16 protein-coding genes are annotated in these 14,285 nt (G+C 63.3%); 13 read left to right on the forward strand and 3 right to left on the reverse strand.

The window, feature by feature from the left end; translation table 11 throughout:
• The first annotated feature begins 131 nt into the window (after positions 1-131).
• Positions 132-359 carry a dodecin gene (locus tag V1278_RS36265; protein WP_028350994.1) on the forward strand — a complete coding sequence of 76 codons (228 nt, stop codon included), beginning with the start codon at positions 132-134 and terminating at the stop codon, positions 357-359.
• 81 nt (positions 360-440) lie between these two features.
• Here the strand turns inward: V1278_RS36265 and V1278_RS36270 are convergent, their stop codons facing one another.
• Entirely contained in the window at positions 441-2,234 is a 1,794-nt protein-coding gene (locus V1278_RS36270) for a potassium/proton antiporter (RefSeq protein WP_334383989.1), read from the reverse strand.
• A 224-nt stretch (positions 2,235-2,458) separates the two neighbouring features.
• Here V1278_RS36270 and V1278_RS36275 point away from each other — a divergent pair, with 224 nt between their 5' ends.
• The 11 genes from V1278_RS36275 (at position 2,459) to V1278_RS36325 (ending at position 12,540) form a co-directional block, all read left to right on the forward strand.
• A complete protein-coding gene (locus tag V1278_RS36275) occupies positions 2,459-3,769 on the forward strand; it encodes a mechanosensitive ion channel family protein (RefSeq protein WP_334383990.1) in 1,311 nt (436 codons plus the stop codon).
• A 117-nt stretch (positions 3,770-3,886) separates the two neighbouring features.
• Complete coding sequence (gene map, locus V1278_RS36280) at positions 3,887-4,711, forward strand: type I methionyl aminopeptidase (RefSeq protein WP_334366201.1); 825 nt, start codon at positions 3,887-3,889, stop codon at positions 4,709-4,711.
• A gap of 262 nt (positions 4,712-4,973) precedes the next feature.
• Positions 4,974-5,933, forward strand: coding sequence for an MBL fold metallo-hydrolase (locus tag V1278_RS36285; RefSeq protein WP_334383991.1), 960 nt, complete (start codon positions 4,974-4,976; stop codon positions 5,931-5,933).
• A gap of 114 nt (positions 5,934-6,047) precedes the next feature.
• Complete coding sequence (gene radC / locus V1278_RS36290; protein WP_334383992.1) at positions 6,048-6,761, forward strand: RadC family protein; 714 nt, start codon at positions 6,048-6,050, stop codon at positions 6,759-6,761.
• A 221-nt stretch (positions 6,762-6,982) separates the two neighbouring features.
• Positions 6,983-7,558 carry an HdeD family acid-resistance protein gene (locus V1278_RS36295; RefSeq protein WP_334383993.1) on the forward strand — a complete coding sequence of 192 codons (576 nt, stop codon included), beginning with the start codon at positions 6,983-6,985 and terminating at the stop codon, positions 7,556-7,558.
• 55 nt (positions 7,559-7,613) lie between these two features.
• The gene (locus tag V1278_RS36300; RefSeq protein ID WP_334383994.1) at positions 7,614-7,844 is read left to right on the forward strand and encodes a hypothetical protein; all 231 of its coding nucleotides are present in this window, start codon (positions 7,614-7,616) and stop codon (positions 7,842-7,844) included.
• Between the two features lie 38 nt (positions 7,845-7,882).
• Positions 7,883-8,911, forward strand: a complete 1,029-nt coding sequence (locus V1278_RS36305; RefSeq protein WP_334383995.1) for a patatin-like phospholipase family protein — start codon at positions 7,883-7,885, stop codon at positions 8,909-8,911.
• Between the two features lie 14 nt (positions 8,912-8,925).
• Entirely contained in the window at positions 8,926-10,380 is a 1,455-nt protein-coding gene (locus V1278_RS36310) for a GntP family permease (RefSeq protein WP_334369114.1), read from the forward strand.
• A 157-nt stretch (positions 10,381-10,537) separates the two neighbouring features.
• Complete coding sequence (locus V1278_RS36315; RefSeq protein WP_334366195.1) at positions 10,538-10,705, forward strand: hypothetical protein; 168 nt, start codon at positions 10,538-10,540, stop codon at positions 10,703-10,705.
• Positions 10,706-10,939: 234 nt separating this feature from the next.
• Positions 10,940-11,857 carry an aldo/keto reductase gene (locus V1278_RS36320; RefSeq protein ID WP_334383996.1) on the forward strand — a complete coding sequence of 306 codons (918 nt, stop codon included), beginning with the start codon at positions 10,940-10,942 and terminating at the stop codon, positions 11,855-11,857.
• Positions 11,857-12,540 (forward strand): DUF6064 family protein, encoded by a 684-nt coding sequence (locus V1278_RS36325; RefSeq protein WP_334383997.1) that lies wholly within the window; start codon positions 11,857-11,859, stop codon positions 12,538-12,540. The genes V1278_RS36320 and V1278_RS36325 overlap by 1 nt, the downstream gene beginning before the upstream one ends.
• An 11-nt stretch (positions 12,541-12,551) precedes the next feature.
• On the opposite strand, the gene V1278_RS36330 is transcribed toward V1278_RS36325, so the two are convergent.
• On the reverse strand, positions 12,552-13,046 hold the full coding sequence (locus V1278_RS36330) for a DUF3237 domain-containing protein (protein WP_334383998.1): 495 nt from the start codon (positions 13,044-13,046) through the stop codon (positions 12,552-12,554).
• 28 nt (positions 13,047-13,074) lie between these two features.
• A complete protein-coding gene (locus tag V1278_RS36335) occupies positions 13,075-13,545 on the reverse strand; it encodes an ester cyclase (RefSeq protein ID WP_334383999.1) in 471 nt (156 codons plus the stop codon).
• Positions 13,546-13,667: 122 nt separating this feature from the next.
• Between V1278_RS36335 and V1278_RS36340 the strand changes: the two genes are divergently transcribed.
• Entirely contained in the window at positions 13,668-14,276 is a 609-nt protein-coding gene (locus V1278_RS36340) for a TetR/AcrR family transcriptional regulator (protein WP_334366188.1), read from the forward strand.
• Positions 14,277-14,285 lie beyond the last annotated feature (9 nt).

A 14,285-nucleotide genomic window follows, 5' to 3' on the forward strand; every position in this document is an offset into this window, starting at 1 on the left:
CGCCCCATTAGCCACCGGCTTTCGATGGAACAGAAGAGCTTGAGAACTCGTTCAGAATAGACACGCTCCTGACCGCATCAGAGCGTTGAACAGGAGGAAGCAGGCACCAATCGCCGCAACGGAGGTTTGCAATGCCCAGTACCGCTGGAACGACAGATCACGTTTACAAGATCCTGGATCTCGCCGGATCGTCCGAAAAGAGCATCGAGGATGCCATTCAGAACGCCATCACCCGCGCATCAAAGACCATTCGCGAATTGAAATGGTTCGAGGTCGTGCAGACCAGAGGCCATATCGAAAATGGATCGGTTCGCCATTACCAGGTCACCTTGCGGGTCGGGTTTACGCTGGAGGAGTAACGGCTGCACAACGCGCGCCCCGCGTCGAATCCAAACGGCGCGCTCTGTGATGAACCACAGCCAGAACAAGTTTTGTGGCGATCAAACGCCTGCCACCGACGACCAGATCTCCGCAAGCTTGCGCTTGAAGGCCTGCCTCCTTGTCAGGGGTACGACCTTCTCCTCCTCTTCCGGAAGCCGCAGGCCAACCACGTTGACGCGGCCGCCGCTGATATTGCGCGCGACAAGGACGATAGGATCCAATGCCAGCTCCGCGCCTGCTTTCGGCGCGTGGTCGAGATGGATATCGAAATAATCCGACAGCGTCAGCTTGGCCTGATCCTCGCTGATAGTGACGCCATAGACCTCCGCCAGTTCACCCAGCGTGTGCTCGCCCGACACCATGAAATCCCCGAGCAGATGCGGGTCGGGCGCCGTGCTCGGCGGCATATCGACAAAGAAACGATCCAGCGCCTCGGCCTTTTCCGGCGGCGCCAGCAGATAGACGTAGTCGCCGGCTTCGATCGGATCGGCCTCGGCGGGCGAGAGAATCCGCTCGTCGCGGATGACGAGCGTCGGCTTTGACCAGGATGGCGTAAGGCCGCGCCGGAAATACAGGCTCTTCGCCCGTACCGGATAGCCGACCAGTTGCTGCTCAAGCTGGCCGGGCAGATCGAGCTCGACGCGCCGCGGACCGCGTTCGACGCGCGGCAGCGCCACGTGCAGCCACCGCGCCGCCGGCGCCAGTGTCCAGCCCTGCAACAAGAGCGAGATGATGACCACGACAAAGGCGACGTCGAAATAGAGATAGGCTTTTGGCAATCCGACCAGCATCGGGATCGAGGCGAGGAAGATCGCGACCGCGCCACGCAGGCCGGTCCAGGCAATGAAGATCTTTTCCCGCCAGTTGAACCGGAACGGTACCAGGCACAGCAACACCGCGATCGGCCGCGCCACCAGCATCAGCACCAGCGCCACGATCACGGCCGGACCGACGCTATCCAGCAGGCGCTGCGGCGATGCCAGCAGCCCAAGCAGAACGAACATCACGATCTGCGCCAGCCAGGTCGCGGCATCGAGAAACGTCACCACCGAATTATGGGCGCGCGTCGGCCGGTTGCCGACGATGATTCCCGCGAGATAGACCGCGAGAAAGCCCGACGCGTGTGCAATCTGCGCGACACCGAAAACCACCAATGCAGCGGTCGTGACGAAGGGCGCATGCAAGCCCTGCGGCAGCGCCATGTGATTGAGCGCCAGCACCACCAGGCGACCGCCGACCACGCCGAAGATGGCACCGAGCAGACCTTCGCGCGCGAGTTCGAATGCGACATGCCCGGGTGAGCTTTGACCGATGGAAATGAATTCGACCAGCATCAAGGTGAGGAAGATCGCAAACGGATCGTTGGTGCCGGATTCCGCTTCCAGCGTCGCCCCGACACGCGGACGCAGGCGCAGGCCCTGGGTGTGGACGAGCAGAAACACCGCGGCAGCATCGGTCGACGCCACCACCGCGCCGACCAGCAGCGACTCGGTCCAGCTCAGGTCGAGCGCATATTTGGCGACGGGCGCTGTGATCAGCGCGGTGAGCAATACGCCGATCGTCGCCAGCACCATCGAGGGCGCCAGCACCGTGCGGATGCTCTGAAATTTGGTTCGCAGGCCGCCGTCGAACAGGATCAGCGCCAGCGCCACCGAGCCGACCAGATAGGTGGTGCGGACGTCATCGAAGCTGAGCTGACCCGGCCCGGCATCGCCCGCCAGCATGCCGATCAGGAGGAACACCAGCAGGAGCGGCGCCCCGAAGCGCAACGCCAGCAGGCTCGACAGGATGCCCGCCATCACCAGAATGGCGCCCAGAAAGATGGCGATGCTGACCGAGTCGAGAGAAGTCATGAACCTCCGATATCGTCGCAAATACTTGCAATTGCATCCTTATCGTTGCCACACTTGATCGCCAACCCATTTCTGCGATCGCGGCAATGTGCCCGATTTACGGGGCCTGACCTTGCCCCGTAGCTGCGTATCGATGGCATCCGCACGTCGCCTGTGAGAATCTGCCTGCTATTCGCGAATCACCTTTGTCTGATGGGGCCAGAACCTCGAACGAGAATTTTCCGATGGACCTGAAAGAGATCATCGAGATCCTGCATAACGCGGCGCGTTCGGTCGGCGCGGAGGTCACCTCGCCCTGGTTCTATCTGCAACTGGGACTGATCCTGACGGCCGCAGGCATCGCCTGGGCCGGCGCCACCGCCGTGCGTTCCAGGATCGACGCGTCGTCGGTTGCAATGGGCTGGCCGGCGCCGTTCCGGCTGTTCGTCCGCGTGCTGGTCGGCAGCACGTCGACGGCGGTGTTCGCGCTTCTGATGATGCTGGCGCGCTGGGTCATGATCGCGTCGACCTGGCCGAGCCGCAGCTATCTGCTCGCGGTTGCCGCCAAGCTCGCCTTCGCGTGGCTGGTCATCAACCTCATCACGTCGGTGATCCGCAATACCTTCGTGGTCCGGCTGGTGTCGATCTCGGCCTGGCTGGTCGTGGCCCTGAGTATTCTGGGCCAGCTCGAGCCGGTGGTCGAGGCGCTCGACTCGGTCTCGATCGTGCTCGGCGATCTCAGGTTGACGCCGCTGCTCCTGATCAAGCTCGGCGCGCTCCTGATCGTGACGCTATGGCTGACCAATATCGCCAGCAACTTCGTGGAAGGGCGCATCACCCGGTCCGGCGATCTGACGCCATCGATCCAGGTTCTCCTCGTCAAGATCGTCCGGTTCACGCTGATGGTATTTGCCATTGCGGTTGCCCTGAGCGCGGTCGGCATCAACCTCGCGGCGCTCGCGGTGTTCACCGGCGCGGCCGGCGTCGGTATCGGTCTCGGCCTGCAGAAGATCGTCGCCAACTTCATCAGCGGCATCATCCTCCTGGTCGACAAGTCGGTGAAGCCGGGCGATCTCGTCACCATCGGCGACAACACCGGGCGCATCAGCACGATGAAGACGCGCTACATCTCGGTTGCCGCCGGCGACGGCCGCGAGTTCCTGATCCCGAACGAGGATCTGGTGACGCAGAAGGTCGTGAACTGGACCTATACCGACAAGAACACGCTGGTGAAGGTGCTGTTCAGCACCAATTATGACGCCGATCCGCGGGCGGTGTGCAAGCTGGCCATCGACATTGCCGGCGCCGTGCCGCGCGCCATCAAGAACAAGCCCCCGAACTGCATCCTGACCGAATTCGCCGAGGCCGGGATGAAGTTCTCCCTGACCTTCTGGCTGCCCGATCCTGATGGACTCGACAACGTCAAGAGCGACGTGATGCTGGAGCTGTGGGACGCGTTCAAGCGGGAGGGGATCCGTGTTCCCTATCCGGTCCGCGAAATCCGCGTCCGCGGCGGCGCGCTGCCGGTCGAGCCCGTGGTGGAAGTTTCCGGCTAGATGCAAGCCTTTTAAAGCCGTGCCGTGGCCCAAACCTCGGCTTGCGCTGACCGGTTGGATCATTAAATTAGGCATTCAAAATCAGTCCTTTTTCCGTTCCAGAAGTATGACCCGCCCATGAGCTATATCGAAGCCACCGACACCTCCTTGCGAAAAACCGGCCAGATCAAGCTGCATGGCGCCAGCGGCTTCGCCGGCATGCGCAAGGCGGGCGCGCTGGTGGCCAAATGCCTCGACGAGCTCACCGACGTCGTCCAGGCGGGCGTTCCGACGTCGCGGATCGACGAATTCGTCCGCGACTTCGCCTTCAGCCATGGCGCCTATCCGGCGACGCTGATGTATCGCGGTTACCGCTACTCGACCTGTACCTCGATCAATCACGTGGTCTGCCACGGCATGCCGGGCGACCGCGCACTGAAGGAAGGCGACATCGTCAATATCGACGTCACCTTCATCGTCGACGGCTGGTACGGCGATTCCAGCCGGATGTATGTGATTGCTCCGATCGCCCGCAAGGCCGAGCGGCTGATCGAAGTCACCTATGAGGCGATGATGCGCGGCATTGCCGCGGTGAAGCCCGGCGCCACCACCGGCGACATCGGCCATGCCATCCAGAGTTTTGTCGAGCCGCAGGGCATGAGCGTGGTGCGCGATTTCTGTGGCCATGGCCTCGGACGCATGTTCCACGACGAGCCCAACATCATCCATATCGGCCGGCCCGGCGAAGGCGTGATGCTCAAGCCCGGCATGTTCTTCACCATCGAGCCGATGATCAATCTCGGCAAGCCGCATGTAAAAATCCTGTCCGACGGCTGGACCGCGGTGACGCGTGACCGCTCGCTCTCGGCGCAATTCGAGCATTCGGTGGGCGTGACCGCGACCGGCGTCGAGATTTTTACGCTGTCAGAGCGCAACGGCGAGAAGCCGCTGGCGGCGGCTTAAATTCCGCTTCGGCCCAACCCGGCTACATCTAACGCAGTCGGCTCAACTTCTGGTCGCGACGCACGACGCGACTGCTTGAACGAGGCTGCCACAGCGGCCTGTTGCAAGTCGTTCTCAACACGACATCGCCTTCCTGCCGCCAGTCAACTAATCCTAACCTTTGCGGAATAGGCCGGGCGCGCCGGTGTAGGACTCGGCACGGGGCGCCTTCCGGCAGCGAGAGCCTCTGGCGGGCTAGGGATCAACCAACGGAGCAAGGGCAATGTTCGAGATTTCACGTCGCGATCTGGTCCTCGGGAGCACGGGGGCAGCACTCGTTTTCGGCCTCGAGGGACCGGTTTCGTTCATCGGGGCGGCACATGCGCAGCGCGCCGCCGACAGCCTCAAATACAAGGTCGGCGACATCGAGGCCTTCAGCCTGCATGAGGGCAGTGTCGAGCGCGCCGCCACTGAGGGAATGATCAAGAACGCCTCGCTTGACGACATCAAGAAGGCGCTGACGGCTGCCGGCATCAACCCGGACAAGTTCGACAATCCCTTCACTGTCACCGCGATCCGGACTGGCGGCAAGGTCGTGCTGTTCGACACCGGCTTTGGCGGCAATGGCCCTGCGACAGTGGGCAAGCTCGCCGACAACATGAAGGCGGGTGGCCTTGATCCGGCGACGGTTTCAACGGTCGTGATCTCGCATTTCCATCCCGATCACATTTCCGGGCTGTGGGTGAAAGAAACCAACGCGCAGGTTTTCCCGAATGCGGAAATCCTGATGCCCGAGGTGGAGTACAAGTTCTGGACCGATCCGGCGCTGGTCGAGAAGATGCCCGAGAATATGCGGCCCCTCGTCAAGCGAATCCAGGCAACTTTCCCGACCTGGAAGAACATCAAGCAGTACAATGACGGTGCCGACCTCGCGCCCGGCGTCAAGGCGATTGCCACGCCCGGCCACACCGTCGGCCACATGTCGTTCCTGGTCGCTTCGGGCGGGCAGCAGTTGTTCATCCAGAGCGACGTCACCGGCATGCACCAGTTGTTCGTGCGCAATCCCGGCTGGTTCTCGTCCTTCGACGCCGACGGGCCGAAGGCGGAAGCCACGCGGCGCGCGTTCTTCGACCGCGTCATCGCCGAAAAGGGCATGATCGCCGGCTATCACTTCGGCTTCCCGAATGTCGGCACGCTGACAAAGGACGGCAACGGCTACGCATTCGCGGCCGTGAAGGCCTGATCGCAGGTAAGAAGCGAAACGAAGGCGCCGCGCTATGTGCGCGGCGCCTTTTTCTTCAGATGCTGTCGCACTTTAGAGTTGCAAAAGCCCGCAGGCACGGCATGGTTACCGCCGATGCCTGCCAAGACCAGCTATCCCCCGGATCAATCCACAGAGACGCCGCACTATCATGGCCATCGCGAACGCCTGCGCGAGCGCTTCTATGCGGCCGGGCCGGAGGCGCTGAGCGACTACGAGCTGCTGGAGATGGCGCTGTTTCCGGCCCTGCCCCGGCGCGACACCAAGCCGCTGGCGAAGGCGCTGCTGAAAAAATTCGGCTCGTTTGCCGAGGTCATTCACGCGCCGGTGGCACGCCTGCGCGAGGTCGACGGCATCGGCGAGGCCTCGGTGAACCAGATCAAGCTGCTCGCCGCCGCCGCAAGCCGGGTCGCGAAGGGCGAGATCAAGCGCAAGATCGCGCTCTCGTCCTGGAACGATGTGATCGATTATTGCCGGAGCGGCATGGCGTTTGCCGACAAGGAGCAGTTTCGCCTGCTGTTCCTTGACAAGCGCAATCAACTGATCGCCGACGAGGTGCAGCAGACCGGCACCGTCGACCACACTCCGGTCTATCCGCGCGAGATGATCAAGCGGGCGCTCGAACTATCGGCGACCGCGCTGATCCTCGTGCACAACCACCCCTCCGGCGATCCGACGCCCTCGCAGGCCGATATCCACATGACCAAAGCGATCGTCGAGATCGCAAAGCCGCTCGGCATTTCCGTGCACGACCACATCATCGTCGGCAAGAATGGGCACGCGAGCCTGAAGGGGATGCGGCTGATCTAGCGTATTGCTACCGCTCAATAATCGTTTATCGCCAACGAGGCGACCAGCATCGTGCCGCGGCAGGACCTCGCACGGCGAATTCACGACCGATGATATCGAAATCAGGTGATCGCAACGGGCAGTTGCGCTAGTGTCCACCTGTCGAGCGTCCCTCGCCGCGCGCTTTAGCGTCGAGGGGCCGACAAACTAACGTCGGATAGGTTTTCGCATCGGAGGCCGTCATGACCAGCACTTCAGACACCGCAAAGAGCCCTCAAGCCGGTTCGGATACGGCACCGCTACGTGCCAAGTGGGGGTGGATCGTCGCACTCGGCGTCGTCTATCTGCTCGCCGGGTTTATCGCGCTCGGCAGCGTCGCAATGGCCACCGTCGTGAGCGTCTTCTTGGTCGGCGTGATGATGATCATCGCCGGCGTCGCAGAGGTGTTTAGCGCCTTCCAGATCAAGAGCTGGGGCAAATTTCTGCTCTGGGCTCTGCTTGGCGTGCTCTACATCATCGCCGGCTTCGCGACGTTCCAGAATCCGTTGCTCGCGGCAGTGCTACTGACCCTCGTTCTCGGCGCTTCGCTGGTGGTCTCGGGCATCATGCGGATCGTGCTGGCTTTCAGCATGAAACGAGAAATGCCCTGGATCTGGGTCGCGCTATCCGGCGTGATCACGCTTCTGCTCGGCGTGCTGATCCTGGTGCGCTGGCCGGTTTCGAGTCTCTATATCCTCGGCCTGTTCCTCGCCATCGATCTCATCATGGCCGGCGCTGGCTGGGTCGGGCTCGGCTTCGGCCTGCGCCGCGCTCGCTGAGGTGTGGTCGGCCGGGCTGCAGCGCAGTCCCTTGATCGACGAAAAGGAGGCGCCCATGCGCTGGATCTACCTTGCCGTCATCATTCTGTTCGTCGCGGCAACGATCATCTTCGTGCTGCAGAACTTCGAGATCGTCACCATGTCCTTCCTCGGCCTGCATGCCCGAGTGCCGCTCGCTGTGCTGATCGCCTTCGCCTACCTGCTGGGCGCGGCGACGGGCGGCAGTCTGTTCGCACTACTGCGCCGATCTTACGAAAGGTCGAGAGGAAGTATCGGAGCGTCCTGAATTGAGTGTCGTTTCATCTCCGATCAACGAGGGTGACGATGGACGAAACAGCGCGCGAACCCGTCCTGGTGGACCTTGCTTTGCAGGGCGGAGGCTCCCACGGCGCCTTCACCTGGGGCGTGCTGGACCGGCTGATCGAGGAGCCGTGGCTGCGAATCGAGGCAATCTCCGGCACGTCGGCGGGCGCAATGAATGCAGCCCTGGTGGCCGACGGGTGGACGCAAGGCGGTGCCGATGGCGCGCGGGCGGCGCTCGCGGCCTTTTGGCGCGGTGTGTCGCGCGCTGCCGCGTTCAGCCCGCTGCAGCGCTCGCCGCTCGACCGACTGATGGGCCGCTGGACGCTCGACACGTCACCCGCCTATGTCGCCATGGACCTGATGGCACGTGTGCTTTCGCCTTATGATCTCAATCCGCTCGGCCTCAACCCGCTGCGTGCCATCCTCGCCGAAAGCATCGATTTCGAGCGACTGGCCCGGGCATCCATCAGGCTGTTCGTCACCGCGACCAATGTGCGCACCGGCCGCGGCCGAATCTTCCGCAATGCGGAGATCACGGCCGACGTCCTGCTTGCCTCGGCTTGTCTACCGACCATGTTTCAGGCGATCGAGGTCGACGGCGAACCCTATTGGGATGGCGGCTATGCCGGCAATCCGACCCTCACGCCGCTGGTGCGTGAAAGCGACGCTCACGACACCATCCTGGTGCAGATCAATCCGCGCGAACGGCCGAAACCGCCGCGTACGGCGAACGAAATTCTCAACCGCCTCAACGAAATCTCCTTCAACTCGCCGCTCATGAAGGAATTGCGCATGATCGCGCTGCTGCGCCAGGTGGCGGACCCCGGACACGGCGAGGGCGCGCGCTGGGCCGGAATGCGCACGCACCGGATCATGACCGACGCACTCACGGAATTCGGCGCGTCGTCTAAACTCAACGCTGAATGGGAGTTCGTTTCGCTGCTCAAGGAAGAGGGGCGCAGGAGCGCCGACGCATTCCTCAAGTCGCATGCTGACGATCTCGGCCGGCGCTCCACCGCCGATATCGATGCACTGCTTTTGGAGTGCTGAGGGCGATGACCCTGGTGGGACTTCTCGGCATCCTGATCGGCCTCGGCCTGCTAATCTCGTTCGCCTATCGGGGCTGGAGCGTGCTGCTACTCGCGCCGCTTGCCGCGCTGGTTGCCGCGCTGTTTTCCCGCGAGCCGCTGCTGGCCCACTGGACCCAGACCTTCATGGTCAGCGCAGCAGGCTTTCTGGCCCAGTTCTTTCCGCTGTTCCTGCTCGGCGCCCTGTTCGGCAAACTGATGGAAGACAGCGGCTCGGTCGCCGCGATCGCGAGCTTCATGACGCAGCGGCTGGGCACGCGGCGGGCTGTGCTCGCGGTGGTGCTCGCCGGAGCGCTCGTCACATATGGCGGCGTCAGTCTGTTTGTTGCCTTCTTCGTGCTCGCACCGATGGCGCACGAGCTGTTTCGCAACGCCGGCATCCCGCGGCGGCTGATGCCGGCGGCGATCGTGCTCGGCACCTCCACCTTCACCATGTCGGCGCTGCCCGGTACGCCATCGATCCAGAACGCGATCCCGATGCCGTTCTTCGGCACCACGCCATTCGCCGCGCCCGGCCTTGGCATTCTGGCATCGTTGATCATGCTCGGCTTCGGCCTGTGGTGGCTCAACCGCGACGTGGCCAACTCAAAAAGAAACGGCGAAGGCTTCGGCGACGGCGTGCCGATGCCTTCCGCCCGCCTCGCCACCGACGAAAAGCTGCGCGAACGCGCCACCACCGCGCGGGAGTTCGATCCGGCGGAGATCGTACACGGTGCGATGACCGACGTTCCGCCGTCGGTTGTACTCGCCGCACTGCCGCTCGTTGTGGTGATTATCGTCAATCTCGCGATGTCGCTGCTCATCCTGCCGGCACTGGACACCCGCTTTCTCGCCGAAGCTCGCTGGGGCGCAACGTCGCTCGCGGCCGTCGGCGGCGTATGGGCTGTCATCACAGCCCTGGCCTGTGCGATCGTGACGGTCCTCGCCGTCAGCCATCGGCGATTGCCGGCCCTGCGTGCAACCATGGACGCCGGCGCCAACGCCGCCGTACTGCCGGCCCTGAGCGTTGCGAGCCTGGTCGGCTTCGGCGCCGTGGTGGCGGCGATGCCCGCCTTTGATGTCGTACGCGACACCGTGCTCGGGATCGGCGGCGGACCGCTGGTCTCGCTCGCGGTGGCGACCAACGTGCTCGCCGCGCTCACGGGGTCGGCATCGGGCGGGCTGACCATTGCGCTCGACGCACTCGGGGCGACGTATATGGCGCGCGCGGCGGAGATCGGTCTCGATCCCGCGCTGCTGCATCGCGTGGCGGTGATCAGTTCGGGTACGCTCGACAGCCTGCCGCATAACGGCGCGGTCGTCACGCTGCTCGCCGTCTGCGGATCGACGCACCGGGACAGCTATCGCGACATCGTCGTGGTCGGCATCGTCGGCGCACTCATCGCCCTCGTTGCCGTTATCGCGCTCGGCTCGGTGGCGGGATCGTTCTGAGCCATCGGCGCGGCCTGCCGTCTCAGGGCTGCTGATCTAGCTAGTCGCCTGCATTTACCATTTATTAACTCTCCGCTTCGCGCTTTGGCGAATGCGTGAGAGAGTTGTTCATCGGATGAGAGGGGATAGCTCATTCTCGATTGAGAGGGGATCGATGATGAATCAGCTAGCAGAGCGGATGAGAGGCGCGGCTCTTTCGATGAGCCCGGAGCACCTGGTCGACAAATTTCTGGACTGGCTTGAGGAACTGAGGGGCGCGCTGGCGCTTGCGGAAATCGACGGATTGGCCCGCAACGAGGCGCGAACCAGGATGCTGTACGATTGATCCGGCGACTAAAGCGCGATGACACGGTCGAACCACACAAAGGGCCGCCTCAAATGGGGCGGCCCTTTTGCTCATGAGGATCCGTCGCGCCAGAGGCGTTGTTTATGCGAAGCGTCTCGTCGGCAGGAACGGTCACGCAAGTTTGAGGGGACTGAAGCTCATCTAATGCTGTTTAGCTGAGGACGGCGCGCGAGACGCATATTGGGTCAGCCCGCCGCCATGATGGAGCATCGGATGCGCACGACACGCCGAACGTTCCTGCAAACATCCTTTGCAACGTCCGCTGCCGCGCTCTTGCCGACCTCTCTGCGTGCCCAGCAAGGCCAGCCCGCGCGCCGTCCTATTCCCTCGAGCCGCGAGGAGATGCCGATCGTCGGACTGGGGACCTGGATCACCTTCAACGTCGGCAACGATCCGGGGCTCAGGGACGAATGCGCTGGTGTCATGGCCGCCTTCTTCGAGGCTGGCGGTCGCATGATCGATTCCTCCCCCATGTATGGGTCGTCGCAGCCGGTGGTCGGCTACGGCCTCCAGAAGCTCGGGCGGCCGGCTGCGCTCTTCTCGGCCGAAAAGGTCTGGACGTCCTCGGCGACGGCAGGTCCAGCCCAGATCGAGCAATCGCGTCGCTTCTGGGGCGTGCCGAAGTTCGACCTCGTTCAGGTTCACAATCTGCTCGCCTGGAAGGCGCATCTGCAGACGCTCCTCCAGATGAAAGCCGCCGGTACGCTGCGTTACGTCGGAATCACCACCTCCGAAGGCCGCCGTCATGATCTTGTCGAACAGATCATGCGAAACGAGCCGATCGATTTCGTGCAGTTCTCCTACAATGTCGTGGATCGCGAGGCGGAGGCACGGCTGCTGCCGCTGGCGGCAGAGCGCGGGATTGCGGTGATTGTGAACCGACCGTTCCGGCAGGGCGAGCTGACCAATCGCCTCAGGAACAGGCCGCTGCCGGAGTGGGCGGCCGAACTCGGGGTGTCGAGCTGGGCGCAGCTCATGCTGAAGTTCATCCTGTCTCACCCGGCCGTCACCGTCGCAATTCCCGCGACCACGCGCGTCGACCACGTGCGGGAAAACCTCTCGGCCGCCGCCGGACCGATGCCGGACCTCGCCACGCGGCAGCGCATCTCGGCTCACGTGCAGGCCATTTGATGTCGGAGTGGTGGACCTATCGCGCGGAGGATTTCCTGCTGTTTTCGCCGCGCGTCTACTGGCGCATGTTCGAAACGCACAATGCGGCGCTCTGGCCTCTGCACGTCGTGACGCTTGCCGCCGGCCTGCTCATCATCCTGCTCATCGCGTGGCGGCGGGGAGTCTTTGCACGTTGGATCACACTCATCCTGGCGATCCTCTGGATCTTCGTCGGGTGGTCGTTCCTGTGGAATCACTATTCGGGCATCAACTGGGCTGCCGCCTATATCGCGCCGGCCTTCGCCGTTGAAGGTGGGCTGCTCCTCATCTTGTCTTTGTGCGATGGCCTTGCGTTTGACCACCGCGGGCCGGTCGCGTGGACAGGATTTCTCCTCCTTGCCTTCGGAATTGCCGGACAGCCATTGCTTGCGCCGTTACAGGTACGCGGCTGGGCCTCGTCCGAAGTCTTTGGCATCGCGCCGGATCCGACGGCAATCGCGACGCTCGGCGTTCTGCTCCTCGCCCGCGGCGGGCTTGTGCCATGGCTGCTGCCGATCCCCGTGCTCTGGTGTCTCCTGAGCGGCATAACGCTGCGGACGATGGGAGAACCGCAAGCCTGGGCCCCTGCTGCCGCCGTGGCGCTTACCGCTGCAGCCTGGATCTGGACGATCATCCGCCAGCGCGGGTCGCTTCCGGCCGCGTGACGGCACATGCGTCAGACGATCTGGGAAACATGATAGGCGATGCCACCCTCGACCAGGTATCCCGACCCGACGCAGACGATGTCGTTCATCCAGGCATATTGTTCCGCCCCGGTTTCGAACAGCGGGTTGGTGCGGAAGTAATAGCGCGACGGGTCAACCTGAGATCGTTTCGCGGGATCAGCCATTTCTGACCGCAATTCGGGCGGCGTGATCCAGCGTCCGCCATAGGTCATGTGCACCAGCGCACCGTCATGCGTGCGCAGCGTCAGGCGGACGTCGAGCGACATCGCGCCATCGCTGCGGAACAGCGCCCAGTCGCCGCCGCCGGGCACCACCTCGCCGCGCAGCTTTGGGCCTTCGAAGCTTCCGCCGGCCGCGCCGAACAGGATGCGGCGGCCAAGCGGACCATCGCCGATGTTCAGCCTTGGATTGAGATCGACGACGATGTCGAACAATGGCGCTGTCCTGATCGCGGCGACCGGTTTGACGCGTGGATCTACTGTCATCATCTGGGTCCTGGTTCGCGGGAGGAAGTCATTCGGCGGCAAGCTGCCGGACGCCGGCTTCGCCAAATATCCTGCGGCGTACCGCGTCGGTCGAGACGCCGGACTGCGCGCAGAGTTCTGCAAGGTCGAAGAAGAATCGCTCGTGGACGATCCGGTCGTCCTTGAACGCAAACCGGATGAATACCGGGAGGTCTGCGCGCCTGCCGTTCGGCAGCACGCCGAAGCGATCGCCGGTCAGTGTCATCTGCACGCGGCCCCAGCAAACGAGCGTATCGTCATTGGTGGCGCGGCCCTGCAGGACGACATTGTAATCCGGGAACGAAGCGAAGAAGCGGCTCAGCACCTTCTCGTTCTCGGCAAGGCCACGGGCGGTGGTTCCGAAGGCCGGGTTTTCCAGCACCATGTCGTCGTGGAGGACCTTTAACGCCGCCGGCACGTCCTGACGGCTCTTTGCCTCCGCCAGGGCCTGCGCCAATTCGAACATTCGATCGCTGTTCATGCCCTCCTCCCATAGCTCCCGCAGGCTCACTTTTGCCCTAAATTCATACTAGACGTTTTTAACATACCATATGTATGTTATATGTTAATAGGATCATAAGCGTCAAGTGGTATGTCGGGGGCATGCAGGAAGCTGGACGCGAACGAACCCGCCGCGAGGAGTACACGGAAGCCACGAGGCAGGCACTGCTGGCGGCCGGCCGGGACATTTTCGCGAGCGAGGGCTATCAGGCGGCGGGAATCGAGGCGATCTCGCGCGCGGCGCGCGTGACGCGGGGCGCCTTCTACCACCACTTCGAGGACAAGAAGGCGCTGTTCGACGCCGTGGTCGTGGCCCTGCAGATCGAGGCCGCGGCCAGGATCGAAGCGCGAGCGAAGATGGAGCGCAAGGTATGGGACCGCCTGACCGAGGGCATCGAAGCCTATCTCGACGCTTGCCTCGAACCGGCCTATGCGCGCATCGTCATCCAGGAAGCGCCGGCGGTGCTCGGCAATGCGCGCTACCGGGAGATCGAGGAAGCCCATCCGATGGCCCTGCTCACCGCGACGCTTGCCGCGCTGAAACGCCAAGGCGAGCTCGATTTCGAGGATATCGAGCTCCTGAGCCGCATGGTCGATGCGATGATCTGCGAAGTGGCGCTGCTGCTGCCCGGGGCAGAGAATCCGAAAAGGCTCCGAGCCCGCGGGCAAAAGATCATCGGCAGCCTGCTCGGCGCCTTCCGCACCACTTGAGCGCAAGCG

The organism is Bradyrhizobium sp. AZCC 1577, assembly GCF_036924575.1.
Taxonomy (GTDB): domain Bacteria; phylum Pseudomonadota; class Alphaproteobacteria; order Rhizobiales; family Xanthobacteraceae; genus Bradyrhizobium.